Origin of the sequence: Uruburuella suis, from assembly GCF_004341385.1 — a bacterium.
Classification (GTDB): Bacteria; Pseudomonadota; Gammaproteobacteria; order Burkholderiales; family Neisseriaceae; genus Neisseria; species Neisseria suis.
Genome location: NZ_SLXE01000005.1, coordinates 19,460 through 40,026, shown reverse-complemented (window position 1 = coordinate 40,026; position 20,567 = coordinate 19,460). Strand labels below are relative to the sequence as shown.

General features: G+C 55.8%; 19 protein-coding genes and 1 tRNA gene. 11 read left to right on the top strand and 9 right to left on the bottom strand.

All coding sequences use genetic code 11. From position 1 onward, the window contains the following. Window positions 1–200: 200 nt before the first annotated feature. Entirely contained in the window at window positions 201–965 is a 765-nt protein-coding gene (locus tag EV680_RS02855) for a sulfite exporter TauE/SafE family protein (RefSeq protein WP_132953013.1), read from the bottom strand. A 147-nt stretch (window positions 966–1,112) separates the two neighbouring features. Continuing rightward, window positions 1,113–1,718: a CNP1-like family protein gene (locus tag EV680_RS02850; protein ID WP_132953011.1), complete on the bottom strand. Its 606-nt coding sequence runs from the start codon at window positions 1,716–1,718 to the stop codon at window positions 1,113–1,115. A gap of 111 nt (window positions 1,719–1,829) precedes the next feature. On the opposite strand from EV680_RS02850, the gene EV680_RS02845 reads away from it, so the two are divergent. The 4 genes from EV680_RS02845 to EV680_RS02830 all read left to right on the top strand — a co-directional run bounded on the left by EV680_RS02845 (window position 1,830) and on the right by EV680_RS02830 (window position 4,473). Continuing rightward, a complete protein-coding gene (locus tag EV680_RS02845) occupies window positions 1,830–2,054 on the top strand; it encodes a sulfurtransferase TusA family protein (protein ID WP_132953009.1) in 225 nt (74 codons plus the stop codon). A 13-nt stretch (window positions 2,055–2,067) separates the two neighbouring features. Next, on the top strand, window positions 2,068–2,649 hold the full coding sequence (locus EV680_RS02840; protein ID WP_132953007.1) for an NMCC_0638 family (lipo)protein: 582 nt from the start codon (window positions 2,068–2,070) through the stop codon (window positions 2,647–2,649). Window positions 2,650–2,689: 40 nt separating this feature from the next. Beyond that, window positions 2,690–3,733, top strand: a complete 1,044-nt coding sequence (pyrC, locus tag EV680_RS02835; RefSeq protein WP_132953005.1) for a dihydroorotase — start codon at window positions 2,690–2,692, stop codon at window positions 3,731–3,733. A 107-nt stretch (window positions 3,734–3,840) separates the two neighbouring features. Next, window positions 3,841–4,473: a lytic transglycosylase domain-containing protein gene (locus EV680_RS02830; protein WP_132953003.1), complete on the top strand. Its 633-nt coding sequence runs from the start codon at window positions 3,841–3,843 to the stop codon at window positions 4,471–4,473. Between the two features lie 375 nt (window positions 4,474–4,848). Here the strand turns inward: EV680_RS02830 and EV680_RS02825 are convergent, their stop codons facing one another. Then, window positions 4,849–6,249, bottom strand: coding sequence for a DEAD/DEAH box helicase (locus EV680_RS02825; protein ID WP_132953001.1), 1,401 nt, complete (start codon window positions 6,247–6,249; stop codon window positions 4,849–4,851). A 59-nt stretch (window positions 6,250–6,308) separates the two neighbouring features. On the opposite strand from EV680_RS02825, the gene EV680_RS11905 reads away from it, so the two are divergent. Further along, on the top strand, window positions 6,309–6,482 hold the full coding sequence (locus EV680_RS11905; protein ID WP_165870894.1) for a hypothetical protein: 174 nt from the start codon (window positions 6,309–6,311) through the stop codon (window positions 6,480–6,482). An 82-nt stretch (window positions 6,483–6,564) separates the two neighbouring features. Here the strand turns inward: EV680_RS11905 and dapC are convergent, their stop codons facing one another. Beyond that, window positions 6,565–7,749, bottom strand: a complete 1,185-nt coding sequence (gene dapC, locus EV680_RS02820; protein WP_132952998.1) for a succinyldiaminopimelate transaminase — start codon at window positions 7,747–7,749, stop codon at window positions 6,565–6,567. A 575-nt stretch (window positions 7,750–8,324) separates the two neighbouring features. Here dapC and trpS point away from each other — a divergent pair. Further along, window positions 8,325–9,332 (top strand): tryptophan--tRNA ligase, encoded by a 1,008-nt coding sequence (gene trpS, locus EV680_RS02815; protein WP_132952995.1) that lies wholly within the window; start codon window positions 8,325–8,327, stop codon window positions 9,330–9,332. 774 nt (window positions 9,333–10,106) lie between these two features. Here trpS and EV680_RS02810 read toward each other — a convergent pair. The 3 genes from EV680_RS02810 to EV680_RS02800 form a co-directional block, all read right to left on the bottom strand. Next, the gene (locus EV680_RS02810; protein WP_132952993.1) at window positions 10,107–10,760 is read right to left on the bottom strand and encodes an alpha/beta hydrolase; all 654 of its coding nucleotides are present in this window, start codon (window positions 10,758–10,760) and stop codon (window positions 10,107–10,109) included. 136 nt (window positions 10,761–10,896) lie between these two features. After that, the gene (locus tag EV680_RS02805) at window positions 10,897–11,226 is read right to left on the bottom strand and encodes a (2Fe-2S) ferredoxin domain-containing protein (protein WP_207894272.1); all 330 of its coding nucleotides are present in this window, start codon (window positions 11,224–11,226) and stop codon (window positions 10,897–10,899) included. Window positions 11,227–11,311: 85 nt separating this feature from the next. Then, complete coding sequence (locus EV680_RS02800) at window positions 11,312–12,103, bottom strand: polyamine aminopropyltransferase (protein ID WP_132952989.1); 792 nt, start codon at window positions 12,101–12,103, stop codon at window positions 11,312–11,314. 225 nt (window positions 12,104–12,328) lie between these two features. Here EV680_RS02800 and EV680_RS02795 point away from each other — a divergent pair. Beyond that, window positions 12,329–12,404: transfer RNA gene (locus EV680_RS02795), tRNA-Thr, on the top strand. Window positions 12,405–12,563: 159 nt separating this feature from the next. On the opposite strand, the gene EV680_RS11900 is transcribed toward EV680_RS02795, so the two are convergent. Beyond that, complete coding sequence (locus tag EV680_RS11900) at window positions 12,564–12,716, bottom strand: hypothetical protein (RefSeq protein ID WP_165870893.1); 153 nt, start codon at window positions 12,714–12,716, stop codon at window positions 12,564–12,566. Between the two features lie 251 nt (window positions 12,717–12,967). Next, window positions 12,968–13,396 (bottom strand): TOBE domain-containing protein, encoded by a 429-nt coding sequence (locus tag EV680_RS02790; RefSeq protein ID WP_132952987.1) that lies wholly within the window; start codon window positions 13,394–13,396, stop codon window positions 12,968–12,970. Between the two features lie 340 nt (window positions 13,397–13,736). Here EV680_RS02790 and EV680_RS02785 point away from each other — a divergent pair, with 340 nt between their 5' ends. The 4 genes from EV680_RS02785 (at window position 13,737) to narI (ending at window position 20,456) form a co-directional block, all read left to right on the top strand. Then, on the top strand, window positions 13,737–17,411 hold the full coding sequence (locus EV680_RS02785) for a nitrate reductase subunit alpha (RefSeq protein WP_132952985.1): 3,675 nt from the start codon (window positions 13,737–13,739) through the stop codon (window positions 17,409–17,411). A 139-nt stretch (window positions 17,412–17,550) separates the two neighbouring features. Next, window positions 17,551–19,110, top strand: coding sequence for a nitrate reductase subunit beta (gene narH / locus EV680_RS02780; RefSeq protein WP_132952983.1), 1,560 nt, complete (start codon window positions 17,551–17,553; stop codon window positions 19,108–19,110). Beyond that, window positions 19,110–19,769 (top strand): nitrate reductase molybdenum cofactor assembly chaperone, encoded by a 660-nt coding sequence (narJ, locus tag EV680_RS02775; protein ID WP_132952982.1) that lies wholly within the window; start codon window positions 19,110–19,112, stop codon window positions 19,767–19,769. Before narH ends, narJ begins: the two co-directional genes overlap by 1 nt. A 3-nt stretch (window positions 19,770–19,772) precedes the next feature. Further along, the gene (gene narI / locus EV680_RS02770; protein ID WP_132952980.1) at window positions 19,773–20,456 is read left to right on the top strand and encodes a respiratory nitrate reductase subunit gamma; all 684 of its coding nucleotides are present in this window, start codon (window positions 19,773–19,775) and stop codon (window positions 20,454–20,456) included. Window positions 20,457–20,567: the final 111 nt, after the last annotated feature.

Below are 20,567 nucleotides of genomic sequence, written 5' to 3'. Positions count from 1 at the left end.
TGCTTCAGCAATATAGGCAAAACATGAATTTGCAAGGGCTTAGGGTCTGTTCACATTTCATCCGTGCGTAAGATTTTGAGCGCAAAAGCGCGCTTGCAAGGCGAAAAGCGCAGCAAGGTTGGACACCTTGCGAGCATTTTCAACGCAGCAGGCGCGTTTTTGGACCCAAAGATTGCCGCGTGATGGATTGTGAGCAGACCCTAATGCAATAAATCCCAGCCGAATTTGCCGATCATGATGCACAAAAGCGCCATAAAACCGTAGCGCAGAAATTTGCTGCCGCCCCTCATGGCCAAATGTGCGCCCACCAAGCCGCCGCTGAGGTTGGCCAGCGCCAAAGGCAGCGCCCACGCCCACACAATATGGCCGTTGGGCACGAAAAAACTCAGCGCGGCCAGGTTGGTGGTGAGGTTGATGACTTTGGCCGAAGCGGTGGCGGTGAGGAAATCATAAGCGAAAAAGCGCACGAAAATAAAGGCCAGCAGGCTGCCGGTGCCCGGGCCGAACACGCCGTCGTAAAAGCCGATAAGCGCGCCGAAAAACAAGCCCCAAGCGGTTTCTTTGCGGCTGAGCGCGGTGGTGCGCACGGCTTGGCCGAGGTCTTTTTTGCAAAAAGTGTAAACAAACATCACCGCCATAATCGCCAGCATGGCGGGCTTCATATATTGCACGGGAATGTAAGACACCAGCCGTGCGCCGCTGTAAGAGGCAAGAAAGGCCAGCGCGGCGGCGGGCAGCAGCATTTTCCAAGGCACGGCGATGCGGCGCACAAATTGGCCGGTGGCGGTGAGCGTGCCGCAAAACGAAGCGAATTTGTTGATGCCCATCACCGTGGCCACCGGCATATTGCGCGGCAGAAAGTTAAACAGGCCGGGAATTTGCAGCAGGCCGCCGCCGCCCACGGCGGCATCCATCAGCCCGGCGAGAAAGCCAAGCGTGAGCAGAAAAATAAGATGGGCATCCATGATGAGGTGAATCAGTTAAACAGCAAGCGGCTATCATACACGCAAAGTATCTGTTTGGCAGAAAATTGTTAACAATAATGATTACCCAAAAGGCCGTCTGAATGTTCAGACGGCCTTTTGGGTTTATTGATCGATTTTAAGCAAACGCTATTTGCCCGGATTGCCCAAGCTCTTGGCATAGCGGCCGCTGCGCTCGCGCACGCGCTGCTGCAAGGCGGCATTGCTGTCGGGGCGACCGTCTACACAAAAGGCGCGATAGAGCACTGTGCGCACCGGGTCGGCGGTATTCAAAATCGAGCCGATGGGCTTCCATTCGCTGTTGCGCGCGCTGATCCAGCGTCGGTTTACCGTGTCGGCATAGCCGAAAATTTTATAGGCGGAGCGTTTGGCTTCGTTGAGCGACAAAGAAGTGTCTGAGCACAAAAAGCCTTCGGTGCTTAAATTATCATAGCCTTTGGCCGAGCGGATATTGAGCACATAGCGCACGCTGCCGTCGGGTGCCAGCGCAATGCTGTCGAGCAGGATGCGCGGCTGTTTGTCGAAGCCGTTGCCGACATAAAGGTCAAACCAGCCCTCGCCGCCGGCATCGGGCACGGGCGGCAGCGCCACATCGGCTTCTTTGAATTCGCCTGAGGCCCGCTCGGCGGCGCTTTCCACATAGCGGGTGTTGGTGGTGGTGTTTTTATCGTTGCGCGGGGTGGCGGCAAGCGAAGTGCCGGCCACAATCAGGGCCAGCAGGCATAAGCGGCGCATGGGCGTCTCCATTTCAATATCAGCCGCTATTGTAGGGGCTTAAAAGCCCCGGCGCAATCAGGCGGCAAACAGGTTATAATAAGCATTAAGCCAGTTTTACCGAATCTGAACATGAACACACAAACCTTAGACCTCACCGGCCTTAAATGCCCGCTGCCGATTTTGAAAACCAAAAAAGCGCTGGCGCAGATGCAGGCCGGTGAAGTGATTACTGTGCTGGCAACCGATGCCGGCGCACCCGATGATTTTGCCGCTTTTTGCCGCCAAACCGGCCATGTGTTGCTCGAATCCACACAGGCTGGGGAAATCTTCACCTTGGTGGTGCAACACAAATAAGGCCGTCTGAAACATGCGAATTTTATTATTGCTCGGTTTGTTGCCGCTCTTGGCCGCCTGCCGCGCCGAAGAAGAGCAGGCGCAGAAAAATGCCCAAAGCTACGCGCAGCAGGCGGTGCAGCTTTATTTCAACGGCTGCGTGGCCAACGGTGCGGATGAAACCAAAATCACGGCTTGGGCGCAAGAAGCCAAAATGCAGGCGCTCAGCGCAGATGAAATCCAAAAATGGGGTTTCGAGCCGGGCGTGCGTAAGGCTTGGGGCGGCCACAGCCCCAACGGCGGCCGCTTTTTGCTGGCTGCCGGCGGACAATATTGCAGCGTGAAAGCTCGTGTGGCCGATGAAGCAATCGTGCGCCGCGAATTTATGCGGCTGGCCGAAGCTGGCGGCGGCGGTTTGCGCGCCGAGCCGCGCGGCGATTTGCACACCGATGCGCCTTTTTCGCTCAGCCAGCTGGCTTATGCGTGGAACAGCGAAGGCAGCGCAAACGAATGGATGCTCACCGCCACTACCTCTTCAGCCTCAGAAGCCCCGATGCAGGCGGCTTTGAATATGTATGTGGTGCCGCGTGAAATCACCCGCGCCATCAGCAATTGACGCTGTATTCTCGATTAAACCCAACCGGCAAAGGAATGCCATGCAAACCCTCACCATTATCCAGCCCGACGATATGCATTTGCACCTGCGCGACGGCGAGGCGCTCAAAGCCGTGCTGCCTTTCACTGCCCGCCAAATGGGGCGCGCAGTGATTATGCCCAACCTCAAGCCGCCGGTGGCAAGCGTGGCCGATGCGCTTGCCTATCGCGCGCGCATTGAGGCTGCGCTGCCCGAAGGCAGCACGTTTGAGCCGCTGATGACGCTTTACCTCACCGACAACACCACGCCCGACACCGTGCGCGAAGCCAAAGCTGCCGGCATTGTGGCCTTCAAGCTTTATCCCGCCGGCGCCACCACCAATTCCGATTCGGGCGTAACCGATTTATTCAAGCTGATTCCGGTGCTGCAAACCATGGCACAAGAAGGCATCTTGTTTTTGGTGCACGGCGAAGTAACCGACCCCGAAATCGATATTTTCGACCGCGAAGCCGTGTTTATCGAGCGCGTGATGAAGCCGGTGCTGGAAAAAGTGCCGGCGCTCAAAGTGGTGTTTGAACACATCACCACCGCCGATGCCGCACGCTTAGTGATGGAAGCGGGTGAGAATGTGGCCGCCAGCGTGACGCCCCAACATTTGCTGCTCAACCGCAACGATTTACTGGTGGGCGGCGTGCGCCCGCATCATTATTGCCTGCCCGTGCTCAAGCGCGAAAGCCACCGCAAAGCGCTGGTGGCCGCCATCACCGGCGAAAAAGCACATAAATTCTTTTTGGGCACCGACAGCGCGCCGCACGCGCAATCGGCCAAAGAAAACGCCTGCGGTTGCGCGGGCATGTTCAGCGCCGCCACTGCGATTGAACTTTATGCCGAAGTGTTTGAAGCGGCCGACGCGCTCGACAAGCTCGAAGCCTTTGCCGCGCAAAACGGCGCCCACTTTTACGGCCTGCCCGAAAACCCGCACACGCTTACGCTGGTGAAAGAAACCCAATTGGTGCCGCCGAAAGTGCCTTTTGGCGAAGATGAAGTCTTGGTGCCGATGCGCGGCGGCGAGAGCGTGGGTTGGCGTGTGCGCTACGCAGATTAATCGTGCAGGCTTTATGCTGCAAAAATAATGTTTTATAATCATAGGCCGTCTGAAAGGTTTCAGACGGCCTGCTATTAATCAAATGATAAAAAACAAATCTGCACATCATGGAAAACAACGCCCTCTCTCAAACCTCTCCCCTCATCGAGCGCCGCCGCCTACTGCTGGTCGGCGGCGCTTTGCTGCTCTCGCCCGTGCTGGCGCGCGCCGGTGCGCAACGCGAAGAAACCTTATCCGACGATGTGGCATCGGTAATGCGCAATTCGGTAAACAATGCCAACCCGGCGCGGTTGGTGTTTGCCAAGCCGGCCGACGGCGCGCGCTGGCTGCGCGATATGTCGGCGCGGCTGGCGCGTTTTGTGCCCGATGAAGCCGAGCGCCGCCGCCTGCTCACCCATATCCAATATGAATCCACCCGCGCCGGGCTCGACACGCAAATGGTGTTGGGGCTGATCGAAGTGGAAAGCGCTTTCCGCCAATACGCCATCAGCGGCGTGGGCGCGCGCGGCTTAATGCAGGTGATGCCATTTTGGAAAAACCACATCGGTCGCGCCGAGCACAATCTGTTTGATATCCGCACCAACCTGCGCTACGGCTGCACCATTTTGCGCCACTACAATAATGTCGAACGCGGCAATCTCACCCGCGCGCTGGCGCGTTTCAACGGCAGCCTCGGCAGCAATAAATACCCCAACGCCGTAATCGGCGCTTGGCGCAACCGCTGGCAATGGGCCGGATAATGCAGGCCGCCGCCACTACGCGCGCCGCGCTTTTGCGGCCTAATCGTATGCATGAAAACCTGCTGTCTGTATAAAACGCAAATGCCGTCTGAAAAAAATTTTCAGACGGCATTTGCGTGCCATGCGCACGATGACGCTTTGTTTTGACAAAGTCAATCATACCTGCGCTTGTTGCCCGTGGTGTGCGCGCCACGCTTTTGCGGCGTAATCTTGTCGCAAGCCTGCATAAAACATACAGGCCGTCTGAAAGCTTTCAGACGGCATGTGTGTTTATTTTATATAGTGGAATGCATAAAAAAGTGACACAACGGGCTGCATAAAACACACAGGCCGTCTGAAAGCTTTCAGACGGCCTGTGTTTATTTTGCATACGCTTTATTGTGCGCCGTAGCCGGCTTGCAAAAGCGCGCATTTGGGGCGCTCGCGGCGGCTGCGGCGGCTGCGGCCGGCGATTTTGCCGCAAGCGCTGCCGGCATCGTTGCGCTCGGCGGTGCGGCTTTCGCTGCGTTTATCGGTGCGCTCGCTGCGGCCGGCCTCACGCGCAGGGCGCTCATTGCGGCTGCTGCTGCGCGCACGCGCTTCGGTTGTGACAGCCACTTCGGCGGCCGGCTCGTCGCCATTGCGCCACCAGCGCGGCTCGAAGCCTTCGATGCGCTCCACGGCGATTTCGCTGCCGGTGAGTGCTTTGATGGATTCAAACATTTTTTGCTCGGCTTCATCCATCAGCGAAATCGCCACGCCGTCGGCGCCGGCGCGGCCGGTTCGGCCGATGCGGTGCACATAATCTTCGGGCTGGGTGGGCAATTCATAGTTGATCACAAACGGTAATTCGGCAATATCGAGCCCGCGCGCGGCCACATCGGTGGCCACCAGCACGCGCAACCGCCCTTCTTTAAACGCCGCCAAGGTTTCGAGGCGGGTTTGCTGAGATTTGTCGCCGTGAATCGCTTGGGCAGCGATATTGCGCCGCTGCAAATCGCGGTTGACCTGGTCCACGCTTTGCTTGGTTTTGCAAAACACGATCACCTGATTCATGTTCAAATCCACAATCAACCGCTCAAGCAGGCTGCGTTTGCGGGCGGTGTCCACCGCAATCACATGCTGCTCCACATTGGCATTGGCGGTGTTTTGCGCGGCCACTTCCACTTGCTCGGGGTTTTTCATAAAGTCTTGCGCGAGCTTGCGGATCGGCGGAGCGAATGTGGCGGAAAAAAGCAGGGTTTGGCGCTGCTTAGGCAGCATCTGCATGATGCTGCGGATGTCGTCGATAAAGCCCATGTCGAGCATGCGGTCGGCCTCATCGAGCACCACGATTTCCACTTTGCTCAGGTTGATGTTTTTCTGCTTCACATGATCGAGCAGGCGGCCGACCGTGGCCACCACGATTTCGCAGCCGGCGCGCAGGGCACGGGTTTGCGCATCCATGTTCACCCCGCCAAACAGCACGGCGTGGCGCAGCGGCAGGTTTTTGATATAGGCTTGCACGTTTTGATCGATTTGGTCGGCCAATTCGCGCGTGGGCGTGAGCACCAACATGCGCACCGGATGCATGGCGGGCGAGGTGCTGGGCGTGGCATAGCGCTTGAGGCGCTCGAGGCTGGGCAGCATAAAGGCGGCGGTTTTGCCGGTGCCGGTTTGGGCGGCGGCAAGCAAATCGTGGCCGGCCAAGGCCTTGGGAATGGCGGCGGCCTGAATCGGCGTGGGCGTTTCGTAGCCCTGCTCGGTGAGCGCAGACACGATTTCGCTGCCCAAGCCCAAAGATGCAAACGGGTTCATAATGATATTCTTTCTTTTTCTTTCAGACGGCCTGCCGGCATGTTCAAGCGGCCGTCTGCATGCAATTCATCAAACAATCAGCCGCCGGCAGCATGGTGTTGCTGCCGGCGCAAACGGGTAAAGGTGTGCCATTATGCCACAAAACCGCCGCCGCTTCGGGCGCGATTGCGCATCAGGGCTTTTCATGCCCGGCTCGAAATCAAGATAAACAAAATGGGTTTTATTTGGGATAAAGTTTCACGCTATTTCAAATACATCAATCTGATCAAAAAAGCAGGCAAAGGCCGTCTGAAAGCTTTTAGCGCCTTTTCGCCATCAGCGAAACAGCGCCACCATCGTTTCAGCCGCCGCCACGCATTCGGCCACACCGGCCACCAGCGCAATGCGCACATAGCCTTCGCCGGCATTGCCTTCCGGGGTGTCGCGCCCCAAAAAGCGGCCGGGCAACACCTGAATCGCCGCTTCGCGCCACAGTTTTTGCGCAAAAGCCAAATCATCGCCGCCGGGCACTTTAAGCCACAGATAAAACGAAGCATCGGGCATCTGCACATCAAACGCCTGCCGCAAAATCGGCACCACTTTGCTGAATTTTTCCTGATACAGGCGGCGGTTTTCGGCCACATGGGCTTCATCTTGCCAAGCGGCAATGCTGGCGCGCTGCACCGGCACGCTCATGGCGCTGCCGTGATAAGTGCGGTAGAGCGAAAAAGCCTTGAGCAAAGCGGCATCGCCCGCCACAAAGCCCGAGCGCAGGCCGGGCACGTTGGAGCGCTTGGAAAGGCTGGTAAACATCACCAAGCCTTTATTGCTGCGCCCCAATTGTGCAGCCGCTTGCAAGCAGCCTATGGGTTTGGCGCCATCAAAATAGATTTCGGAATAACATTCATCAGAAGCCACCACAAAGCCATAACGGTCTTGCAGGGCAAACAAAGCCGCCCAATCATCGCGCTGCATCACGCTGCCGCAAGGATTGTTGGGCGAGCAGACAAACACAAGCTTGGTGCGCTGCCAAATCTGTTCGGGCACTTCCTGCCAGGCCGGCATAAAATCGGGCGCACGGCAATTGGCAAAATAAATGTCGCCGCCGCCCAAATAAGCCGCGCCTTCATAAATTTGATAGAAAGGATTGGGGCTGATAATGATGTTTTTTTCGGCGGCACTCGGGTCGAGCACCACTTGCGCAAAGGCAAACAGCGCTTCACGGCTGCCGAGTACGGGCAGGATCTCGGTGTCGGGGTTGAGCGTGAGGCCGTCGTAGCGGCGCGCTGCCCAATCGGCGCAGGCTTGACGCAATTCGAGCAGGCCGGCCGAGAGCGGATAGCTTGATAATTCGTTTAAAGAAGCGGTGAGCGCATCGGTGATCACTTTGGGCGTGGCGTGCTTCGGCTCGCCGATGTGCAGCGGCACCGGCTTCACGCCGGCCGGCGCGTCAATGCCTTGCATGGCTTCGCGCAGGCGGGCAAAAGGATAAGGTTGCAATTGGTTGAGCAGCGGATTCATGGTGTGGGCTTTGAGCGGGAACAAGCACGTATGTTAACATTATTTGCCTATTTTGCGGGTGCAGAGGCCGTCTGAACGCTTGCGCAGGCAAGCGCATAATACCCATCCCAAAAATAACCTATAGATGCGGCAATTAATTATTGAATATTCACATCCTCTTACCTGCAGCAGAAACCTGTTCCCTCTCCCGTGGGAGAGGGCTAGGGAGAGGGCAACAAACCAAAGGCTTGTTTGCCGGCATCTGAAAATGTTCAATATTTAATTGCCGAATCAATAACTGCGTTGGCTCGCCTTGCCGTACTGGTTGTAGTGTCGCAGGCTTCCGCCTTGTTAGCTTACTTTTTTGAATGGGTATAAATCATTTCCGGCGGCAAAATGCCAAAGCCGCCGCGTATTTTATCGGCGCTTGGGCGGCGGAAAATAGCCGTGTTGCAGCCCCTGCCCGATGCAGCGGCTGCGGCGGCTTGTGGCGGCGGTGCGATGCGGTATAATCGCGTTTATCTGTTTTTCTTGATTTCTTAATAAATAATGAGCACGGCCGTTTCAGACGGCCTGTTTGATTGTGAAAGCATTCCATGAATAAAAAACGCGTACTCACCGGCGTGACCACCACCGGCACTCCCCATTTGGGCAATTATGTGGGCGCCATCCGTCCCGCCATCCGCGCCAGCCGCGACGAAAACACCGAATCGTTTCTTTTTTTGGCCGATTACCACGGCCTGATCAAATGCCGCGACCCGCAATTGATTCACGAATCCACCCGCGCCGTGGCCGCCACTTGGCTCGCCTGCGGCCTCGACCCCGAACGCACCACGTTTTACCGCCAGAGCGATATTTCCGAAATCATGGAATTAAACTGGATACTCACCTGCGTTACCGCCAAAGGCCTGATGAACCGAGCACATGCTTATAAAGCCGCGGTGCAAGCCAATGAAGAAGCGGGCAACGATGCCGATGCGGCGGTGGACATGGGCTTGTTTTGCTACCCGATGCTGATGAGCGCCGATATTTTGATGTTCCGCGCCAACGATGTGCCGGTGGGGCGCGACCAAATCCAACATGTGGAAATGGCACGCGATATTGCCGCCCGCTTCAATCATTTATATCAAGATCTGTTTACGCTGCCGCAAGCGAAAATCGATGAAGAAGTGGAAACCTTGGTGGGCTTGGACGGGCGTAAAATGAGCAAAAGCTACGGCAACACCATTCCTTTGTTTGAAGACGAGAAAAAGCTGCAAAAAGCCGTCAACAAAATCGTGACCAATCTGAAAGCGCCGGGCGAGCCCAAAGACACCGACGAGAGCCCGCTGTTTGAAATCTACAAAGCCTTTGCCACGCCTGCCGACACCGCCGCTTTCACCCAAGCATTGGCCGACGGCCTGGCTTGGGGCGAAGCCAAAAAAATGCTGGCCGCCAAGCTCAACGAGGAGCTGGCCGACAAGCGCGAACGCTACCACGCACTTATGGCCGATCCGGCGCAAATCGAAGCCATTTTGCAGGCGGGTGCAGAAAAAGCCCGTGCAGAAGCACGCCTGTTGCTGGCAAAAGTGCGTGATGCGGTGGGCATCCGTTCACTGAAATAATAAAGGAGGCTCTAAATAACTCTGGCAAGTGAATTTTGCCGGCGTTTTTATGCTAGGCAAGGCGTTTTTTTGAGGGAATAGTGGTTCTATTTCCTCAAAAAACCAACGCAGCATAGCGTAAAAAGGACGATAAAAGGCACCGCCATGAGTTATTCAGAGCCTCCTTAAGCAACGCGCAGCGGCTTGCCGATCAATTTCAATTTGCTGAAGTTGGCTTTTGGCTTAAGTGTGTCGGTCGGATTCTCCAATCCGACGCTTATTCGCAGAACAAGATTTTCTGAGTTGCCGAAAATATCGGATACCATTACCCGAACGGCAACTGTTTAACTGAACAAATGCCTCCCCCGCTTGAGCCACCATTTGCGGCAGGCCGTCTGAAACCCTTTCAGACGGCCTGCCGCAAATGTTAGATAGATACACATATCCGACCCGCGCCCGACGGTTTCAAAGGCAATGCCAAAGTTTACAGCCATAAAAAACAAAGGCCGTCTGAAATAAACGTTTCAGACGGCCTTATTGGTTCTGTCAAACAAAAGCCGTATTCGGTGCAGATGCGGCATCGGCAAATGATACCCATTCAAAAAAATAATATACAAACAGGCAGCCTGTAGGTCGGATTCTCGAATCCGACACTTGTTCTCAGAACAAGGCATGCACATTGCTTTGGCCGTTGTCCAAACGTCGGATTCAAGAATCCGACGTACGCAGATGATGCTGCCGAACTGCTTTTATTTTGTAAGGTTATTTTTTTGGATTGGTACGATTACAGAACGCTTATTTTCCGGCCGCTGCTTCCATCGCTAAAAAAGACGGTGCCAAGCGCAAAATGGTGTGGCGCAGCGGCATCAGCTTGCCGTGAAAAAAGTGCGACGATTCCGGCAACACCACCACCGGCAAATCTTGCGGCGCCGCCCAGCTAAAGGCATTGCCCAGCGGCACCACATCGTCGATTTCACCGTGTATCAGCAAGGTGCGGGCGGCATCGGCGGCGGCAGGCTCGGCGCGTTCATACATGCCCACGGCCGGTGCAATCAGCAGCAGCAAATCGGGGCGGCGCGCTTGGGCGGCAAAAAGCGACACATAGCCGCCGAATGAAAAACCGCCCAACACAAATTGCGCCGCGCCGGGGTGTTGTGCACGCGCATAATCAATCACGGCGATGCAGTCGTCGGTTTCACCGCGCCCGTAATCGTGTTCGCCCCCGCTGCTGCCCACGCCGCGCAAATTGGGCAGATAGCAGTGAAAGCCGAGCTGGTTTAAGGCTTTGGCCGCGGTTTGGATAACCTTATTGGTGTTGGTGCCGCCTTGGCGCGGATTGGGGTGGTTGATCACGGCCACGCCGCGTTCGCGGCCTTGGGCAGGTAAATAAAGCGTGGCGAGTTTGCCGGCGGGGCCGGCGATATCGAGCGCATTTTCCAATGTGAGCATGGTGGTTTCTTTGGGTAGAGGCCGTCTGAAAAGGCTTTCAGACGGCCTTTTGATATTGAAGTTTAGGAGGCTTTGAAAAACGCTGACTTATGGATTTTGCCGTCATGATGAGTTATTCAGAGCCTCTTTAGGTGTTTCAGCTGTCGGGCGCATCAATCAGCAAGCGGGCAACGGCTTCGCCTTTGGCCAAATCTTGGTCTAAAATTTCTTGCAGATCTTCTTCATCCACATAGGTGTACCAACGCGCTTCGGGATAAATCACCATCGCCGGACCCGATTCACAGCGACCCAGGCAGCCGGTGCTGCTGATGCGCAGTTTGCCCGGCCCGATTAAATCGCGCTTTTTGGCGTGGCCTTTTAAAAAATCCACCGCCGCATCGCCCTCGCCGTTGTCGTTGCAGCTTTGTTTGCAATCGTTGTGGCGCGCGTTGGTGCAGATAAAGAGATGACGTTCGAAATAGCTCATAATCAGGCTTCCTGAATCGTGGCCGTCTGAACGTTTCAGACGGCCGAAAGTGTGTGGGGTTTATTGTATGCGCTCGTGGCAGCCTTTACAAATAAAGGCTTTTGCCGTTGTTTTGATTATGGCTTTTGATGGCAGCGAGCATGCGCGGAAAATCGAGGCCGTATTGGCCGCCCAATTTATCGGCGCGTTTTTTGAGCTTGTCGAAATGCTGCTCTTTGGGCACACTTTGAAAGCCGAACACCGCCATATTGCCGTAGCTCTCGGCCGGCAATTCGAGCACACGGCCTTCAAACACATCCAACAGGCTTTCGACAAAACGGCCATAGCGCTTGTCGCCGCTCCACCAATTGGTTACAAACACGCCGTCAGGCGAGAGCGCGCGGCGGCAATCGCGGAAAAAGGCCTCGCCCACCAAAGCGTCGATAATCTGCTCGCCATCAAAGCCGTCAACCAAAATCACATCGGTGCCGCCGCGCACGGTTTTGATGTATTCCGCGCCATCGGCTTCAACAATTTCAAAATGCGCGTCTTCAAAAGGCAGCTCAAATAAGCTGCGCGCCACGCTGATTACTTGCGGGTTGATGTCGATGGCGGTTTGGCGGGTGTCGGGCAGATAAGCGTCTATCCAACGCGCAAACGAGCCACCGCCCAGGCCGATTTGGGTGATGTGCGCCGGCGCCTGCTCGGCAAACAGCAGCCAGCCCATCATGGCGCGGCTGTAAGAGAGCACCAAATCGGCCGGGTGGTCGAGATTCATCGAGCTTTGAATAGTGGCGCTGCCCAAATGCAGCGAGCGGATGTTGCCTTCTTCGGAAATGCCCACTTCGGGCAGCTCGAAGCGCTGCGGGCGCAGGCGGCGGTAAGGGTGTTGAGCCATGTCGGGATATGATGTTTCAATGCAGCGTGAGAAAGGCGTTATTTTAATACAATTTCGCTGCCAAGATGAGGAATTTGCGGTTTAGCGCCCCGCCGGCCTTGCGGATTCAACAGGCCGTCTGAAAAAAATCCAAATAAAAAACAAAAAAATAGGTGGATTTAGCGGAAAAGCTGCCCAAGCTGTATTGCCAAATAAAGTAATCCTCGGCATAATACGCGCTTCTTTGCCGGTATAGCTCAGTTGGTAGAGCAGCTGACTTGTAATCAGAAGGTCCCGAGTTCGACTCTTGGTGCCGGCACCAATAAAAAATCAGCCCAGTCTATTGATTGGGCTGATTTTTTATTGCATGAAAGCATTTATGTCAAACCTGAAACACAGACAATCAGGCGGCAAACCGCAGGCAGCTGAGGATAGCCCGGCTAAGTGAGGCAGCGCCGTTAAGCTGCTTTCAGATTTGGCATCAGATATCGTTTTCACCCGATTCGTCATCACTTTTGCGCCGATAAGCAACCAGCCACGAAAGCAGCCACGCCAGCAGCGCGAGCGCCGACACCACCAGCGTGGTGACCAACAAATGCGACAGCAGCGATTGCCCGAGAAACAGCGGCGTCATGGTTTTCTCCTCAATGCCTTTTTGTCCGGCAGCAAGCGGACAATATTTTAGCGTAACGAATCAATCGGATGATGCGTTCTTCAATATAGCTAGCGGCAAGCGGTGTTTCCAGCCCGTTTCGTAAATCAAATCTAACAAATTTTATATATTTTTACACAGAATACAGTAAGGCCGTCTGAAACACAATCTATTTCAGACGGCTTTATCGAAAAAATATCAGTAAAACAGAATGATTCTGCTTTATCCGTTTATCACACCAACACGCCCAAAATCACGCTGCCCGCTTTGAATATCGCGGTGGCGCGCTGGCCGGGGTGCAAATCCAAGCTTTCCGCGCTTTGAATGGTGATGCCGGCCGTGAGGCACACGCCCTCGCCTGCGTTGATGCTCACCAACGCATTCACCGCGCCGCGCTCGATGTGCTCGATAATGCCCTCAATCTGGTTGCGCGCGGAAAGGCGGATGTGCGCCAAATCGGTGGCCACAATGATATGGCTGGATTTCACCAGCGCAATCACCGCCCTGCCCTGCGCCAAGGCCAATTCTTCGCAGCTCTCATTCGTTACCGTGGCCGTGAGCGTTTGCCCGCCGGGCAGGCCGATGCTGATTTCACTGTTTACCGCGCCGGTTTTCACGGCAAGCACCGTGCCTGAAAATTGATTGCGTGCACTGGTTTTCATAATCTTATTTCTCCTTCGTTCACATTCAAAATCATCTCATATAGCAGCTTTTGCCAGCATCGAATATACAGCAAAACAAAAGCAAATCTTAACCGTTTTCAGCACTCTTCCACCGCCCTAATCCCAAATAACTAGCCGCCATAAGCTTTACGGCCAAAGCCTGCCTATGCCGATGCCGCATCAAAAGCCCCTTTTGGCGCATGTTTTTTACATCAGCGCTACTTTATATTACACGCTATAGAAATCGGTTTTGATGTGAAGTTTTGATTGAACACGGCTTTTCAGACGGCCTTGCAACCGGCCGGCGAAAAAAGCCCATAAATAAAGTGAGGGACACTCCATGAGCCACTTTTTAGACAGACTGAAATTCCTCGGCAAGGCACACGAAACCTTTGCCGGCGGCCACGGCGCGGTAACGCTGGAAGACCGCCAGTGGGAAAACGCCTACCGCAACCGCTGGCAGCACGATAAAGAAGTGCGCTCCACCCACGGCGTGAACTGCACCGGCTCTTGCAGCTGGAAAATTTATGTGAAAAACGGCTTGATTACCTGGGAAATCCAGGCCACCGATTATCCGCGCACCCGCCCCGATCTGCCCAACCACGAGCCGCGCGGCTGCCCGCGTGGCGCTTCTTATAGCTGGTATGTGTATTCCGCCCAGCGCGTGAAATACCCGATGATGCGCGGCGTGCTGGCCGAAATGTGGCGCGAAGCACGCAAAACCATGTCGCCCACCGAAGCTTGGGCCTATATCGTGGAAGACGAAGCCCGCGCCAAATCCTACAAAACCCAGCGCGGCTTGGGCGGCTTTGTGCGTGCCAACTGGGATGAAGCCAACGAAATCATCGCCGCGGCCAATGCCTACACGGTGAAAAACTACGGCCCCGACCGCGTGATCGGCTTCTCGCCGATTCCGGCGATGTCGATGGTGAGCTACGCTTCCGGTGCCCGCTATTTGGGCTTGATCGGCGGCGTGCCGCTGTCGTTTTACGACTGGTATTGCGACTTGCCGCCCGCTAGCCCGCAAATCTGGGGGGAGCAAACCGACGTGGCCGAAAGTGCCGACTGGTACAACAGCAATTATTTGATGGTGTGGGGCTCCAACGTGCCGATGACGCGCACGCCCGACGCCCACTTCTACACCGAAGTGCGCTACAAAGGCACCAAAACCGTGGCCGTATCGAGCGACTTTGGCGAAATGGCCAAATTCGGCGATATTTGGCTCGCGCCCAAGCAAGGCACCGATGCCGCGCTGGCCATGGCCATGGGCCATGTGATTATGAAGGAATTCCACCTCGATAATCCTTCGCCTTACTTCACCGACTACATCCGCCGCTACACCGATATGCCCATGCTGGTGCGCCTGCATGAAGACGGCGCAGGCTTCGAGCCCAAATACTTCCTGCGCGCCTCCGACATCAAAGACGGCCTGGGCGAAACCGACAACACCGAATGGAAAACCTTGGTGTGGAACACGCTTTCAGACGGCCTCGCCGTGCCCAACGGCTCGGTGGGCTTCCGCTGGGACGGCAGCCAAAAATGGAACTTGGAAACCCGCGCCCAAGGCGAACACACCGAAGCTGCGCTCAGCCTGAAAGACGCACACGATGAAGTGGTGCAAGTGGCCTTCTCTTATTTTGCCGCCGAAAAAGACGAATTGGTGTACCGCAAAGTGCCGGCCAAACGCATCACCTTGGCCGACGGCAGCACCACGCTTGTGGCCACCGTGTTTGACTTGATGGCCGCCAACTACGGCATCGAGCGCGGCTTCAACGATGAAAACTGCGCCACTTCTTATGATGACGACAAACCCTACACCCCCGCCTGGCAGCAAGCCCACACCGGCGTAAACCCGGCGCAAGTAATTCAAGTGGCACGCGAATTCGCCCAAAACGCACACGACACCGAAGGCCGCAGCATGGTGATTGTGGGCGCAGGGCTGAATCACTGGTATCACATGGACATGGCCTACCGCGGCATCATCAATATGCTGATGTTGTGCGGCAGCATCGGCAAATCCGGCGGCGGCTGGTGCCACTATGTAGGCCAGGAAAAACTGCGCCCGCAAAGCGGTTGGGCGCCGCTCACCTTCGCGCTCGACTGGCACCGCCCTCCGCGCCAAATGAACGGCACTTCATTCTTTTATGCCCACACCAGCCAATGGCGGCATGAAAAAGTGGCGGCCGAAGAAATTCTCGCCCCCAATGCCCACGGCGAAATGGCGCAATTGAGCATGATTGATTACAACGCCAAAGCCGAACGCATGGGCTGGCTGCCCAGCGCGCCGCAATTGAGCGCCAACCCGCTCGATGTGGTGGATCAAGCCGAAGCCGCGGGCATGAGCCCGGCCGATTATGTGGTGAACGGCCTCAAATCCGGCAGCCTCGATATGGCGTGTAACGACCCGGACAACCCGCAAAACTTCCCGCGCAACCTGTTTGTGTGGCGCTCCAACCTGCTCGGCTCTTCCGCCAAAGGCCACGAATATTTCCTCAAATACCTGCTCGGCACCCAAAACGCCGTGTTCAGCGAAGAAGAAGACTGCATCACGCCGTCTGAAATTACCGTGCGCCCGGCGGCTGAAGGCAAGCTTGATTTGCTTACCGTGCTCGATTTCCGCATGTCCACCACCTGTCTTTATGGCGATGTGGTGCTGCCCACCGCCACTTGGTATGAAAAAGACGACTTAAACACGTCGGACATGCACCCGTTTATCCACCCGCTCACCGCGGCGGTAGACCCCTTGTGGGAAAGCAAAACCGACTGGGAAATCTACAAAGGCATCGCCAAGAAATTCAGCGAAATTGCCGCTGATTACATCGGCGTGCGCAAAGACATCGTGCTCACCCCGTTGATGCACGACAGCCCGCAGGAAATGGGCCAGCCTTTCGACCCGAAAGACTGGAAACACGGCGAATGCGAGCCGATTCCGGGCAAAACCATGCCCGCCATGAGCGTGGTGGAGCGCGATTACGGCCTGATTTACCAAAAATTCACCAGCATCGGCCCCTTGCTGGAAAAAATCAACAACAACGGCAAAGGCTTGGCATGGCAAACCGGCCATGAGGTTGAGCTCTTGCGCAAACTCAACGGCGTGCGCGCCGACGGCATCGGCAAAGGCCAGCCCAAGCTCGACACCGCCATTGATGCCGCCGAGATGATTCTCACCCTCGCCCCCGAAACCAACGGCCACGTTGCCGTGAAAGCCTGGGAAGCGCTGAGCAAAGCCACCGGCCGCGAACACAAGCATTTGGCCGAATCGTCTGAGCACACCCAAATCCGCTTCCGCGATGTGGTGGCGCAGCCGCGCAAGATTATCTCCTCGCCCATTTGGTCGGGCATTGAGAGCGAAGAAGTGAGCTACAACGCCGGCTACACCAATGTGCACGAGCTGATTCCGTGGCGCACCCTCACCGGCCGCCAGCAGTTTTACCAAGATCACCTGTGGATGCGCTCGTTTGGCGAAGGCCTGTGCGTGTACCGCCCGGCGGTGAACTTCAAAACCACCGAAAAAATGCTCGGCAAACACCACAACGGCAACCCGGAGATCACCCTCAATTTCCTCACCCCGCACCAAAAATGGGGCATCCACAGCACCTATAGCGACAACCTGCGTATGCTCACGCTGTTTCGCGGCGGCCCCAATGTGTGGATTAGCGAAATTGATGCCAAACGCGCCGGCATTGTCGATAACGACTGGGTGGAAGTGTTCAACGCCAACGGCACCATCGCCGCCCGCGCCGTGGTGAGCCAGCGGATTCCGGAAACCATGATTTTGATGTACCACGCACAAGAAAAAATCGTGAATGTGCCCGGTGCGGAAACCTCCGGCAAACGCGGCGGCATCCACAACTCGGTAACGCGCGCCATTCTGAAGCCCACCCACATGATCGGCGGCTACGCCCAACTGGCCTACGGCTTCAACTACTACGGCACCGTCGGCTCCAACCGCGACGAATACGTGGTGGTGCGCAAAATGAACCGTGTCGACTGGATGGACGAACCAGCGCGTTAAAGCACCTGCCGGCAATCCATACTTTCAGACGGCCTTTTCATCAAACAGGCCGTCTGAAAAGAAAAACAAATCTTTCAGACGGCCTTATCTATCCTGTTTACATTCACAGGCCGTCTGAAACAAGCAAAAGGACAACACCATGAAAATCAGAGCGCAAGTAGGCATGGTTCTGAACCTGGACAAATGCATCGGCTGCCACACCTGCTCCGTTACCTGCAAAAACGTGTGGACCAGCCGCGACGGCGTGGAATACGCCTGGTTCAACAACGTGGAAACCAAGCCCGGCATCGGTTTTCCGAAAAACTGGGAAGACCAGGAAAAATGGCAGGGCGGCTGGGTGCGCAAGCCTGATGGCAAGCTTGTGCCCAAACAAGGCGGCAAGCTGAAAATTCTGGCCAATATTTTTGCCAACCCCAATATGCCGCAGATCGACGATTACTACGAGCCGTTTACCTTCGACTACGAGCATCTGCAAAACGCGCCCAAAATGAACACCCCGCCCACCGCGCGCCCCGTTTCTGTGCTCACCGGCAAGAAAATGGACAAAATCGAATGGGGTCCCAACTGGGAAGACGATTTGGCCGGCGAATTTGAAAAACGCGCCAAAGACGTGCTGTTTGAAGGCATTCAAAAAGACATGCACGCCGCGTTTGAGCAAACCTTTATGATGTATCTGCCGCGCCTGTGCGAACATTGCTTAAACCCCACCTGCGTGGCCTCCTGCCCTTCAGGCAGCATCTACAAGCGTGAAGACGACGGCATTGTGCTCATCGACCAAGACAAATGCCGCGGCTGGCGCATGTGCGTGTCCGGCTGCCCCTACAAAAAAATCTACTACAACTGGACCAGCGGCAAAGCCGAAAAATGCACCTTCTGCTACCCGCGCATCGAAGGCGGCCAGCCCACCGTGTGCTCGGAAACCTGCGTCGGCCGCATCCGCTACTTGGGCGTGCTGCTTTATGATGCCGACAAAATCGAGCAGGCCGCTTCAGTAGAAAACCCGCAAGATTTGTATGAAGAGCAACTGGGCGTGTTCCTCAACCCGCACGACCCCGAAGTGCAACGCGAAGCGCTCAAACAAGGCATCAGCCAACAATGGCTTGATGCGGCCAAACGCTCGCCGGTGTATAAAATGGCGATGGAATGGAAAGTGGCCTTCCCGCTGCACCCCGAATACCGCACGCTGCCGATGGTGTGGTATATCCCGCCCTTGTCGCCGATTCAATCCGCCATCGAAAACGGCTTGGTGGGCGAAAACGGCATCATCCCCAGCGTAGACGAAATGCGCATTCCGCTGCGCTACTTAGCCAACCTGCTCACCGCCGGCAAAATCGAGCCGATTAAAGCCGCGCTCGAGCGCATGATTGCCATGCGCCGCTTCAAACGCGGCCAAACCGTGCACGGCGAAACGCTGGAAGCCACGCTCTCGGGCACCGGCCTCACCCCGGCCATGGTGGAAGACATGTATCAAATCATGGCTATTGCCAATTATGAAGACCGCTTTGTGATTCCCTCTTCGCATAAAGAATTGGTGGAAAACAGCTTTGATGATAAAGCCAGCTGCGGCTTCACCTTCGGCAACGGCTGCTCCGGCGGCAGCAGCGAAGAGAGCCTGTTTGGTAAGCGCAAAGGCACGCCGATTATTTTCCACGAGCGCCGCCGCGATATCGAAGAAAACCGGGATAAAGGAGCACATTGATGAACCGCGAATACCAATGGTTTTCCGCGCTTCTGTGCTACCCCGAGGCCGAATTGCTCGAAGCGCTGCCTGAATTTCAGACGGCCTTAGGGCAATGGCCGCTGCCGGCCGCACAAAAAGCGACGCTGCAAAGCTTTCTCGATTATCTGGGCAGCCGCAGCCTGATTGAGTTGCAGCAAACTTATGTCAACACCTTCGACCGCAACCGCAGCCACGCCATGTATATCTTCGAGCACGTTTACGGCGAAGATCGCGGCAGAGGCATGGCGATGGTGGATTTGCTCGAAGAATACAAAAGCGAAGGCTTCTCGCTCAACAGCAACGAATTGCCCGATTATCTGCCGGTGCTGCTGGAATTTTTCGCTCAAATCGATGCGGAAAAAGCCCGCCGCCTGCTGGGCGATGCCGTGCACGTGATTGCCCACATCGGCAACAAGCTCGAAGCCAACGGCTCGCCCTATGCCGCGCTGATGAGGGGCATCACCGCCATGAGCCCGGTGGCGCCGCAGCCCTTAATCGAGCCGCCCGTGCGCGATATGGACGAAGCCATGGAAACCTTCGGCCCCGATGTGTCCGGCACCGAGCCCTTGCTCAAGCCCGCCGTGGATACCGTAAAGTTTTACCCCAAAGATGCCTATCGGGCAGCACAAGGAGTATAAATCATGAATACCTTCAATCAATTTTTCTTCGGCATTTTCCCCTATATTGCCTTGAGTATTTTCTTTTTCGGCAGCCTGTTTCGCTTTGACCGCGAGCAGTATTCGTGGAAAAGCGATTCCAGCCAGCTGCTCTACCGCGGCCAGCTGCGCTTGGGCAATATCTTGTTTCACGTCGGCATTTTGATGGTGTTTTTCGGCCATCTGTTCGGCCTGCTCACCCCGGTGTGGTTTTGGGACGCCATCGGCATCAGCCACAGCGCCAAGCAAATGATTGCCATCGTGCTGGGCGGCGTATTCGGCCTGATGGCCATGGCCGGCTTGCTGATTTTGCTCAACCGCCGTTTGAAATCCGACCGCTTGGCCGCCAACGCCACCTGGCGCGACAAATTGGTGCTGATTTGGCTGATTGCCACCTTGGCCTTGGGCTTGCTCACCATTTTTGTGAGCCTCGGCCACCGCGACGGCCACGAAATGGTAAAACTGATGACTTGGGCGCAGCACATTGTCACCTTCCGTGGCGATGCCGCCAGCTACATCGCCGATGTGTCGCCGCTGTTTAAACTGCATATGCTGATGGGCATGGGCTTGTTTGTGATTTTCCCCTTCACCCGCCTGGTGCATGTGTGGAGCGGCTTTGCCAGCGTGAGCTACTTAGGCCGGGCTTGGCAATTGGTCCGCCGCCGCTAAGCCAAGCGTATTTTACTCACAGGCCGTCTGAAAACTTTTCAGACGGCCTGTTTTGTTGATCATACCTATTCGACAAAGTCAGCCTACAAAGCGAAGAGCCAACACAATAAG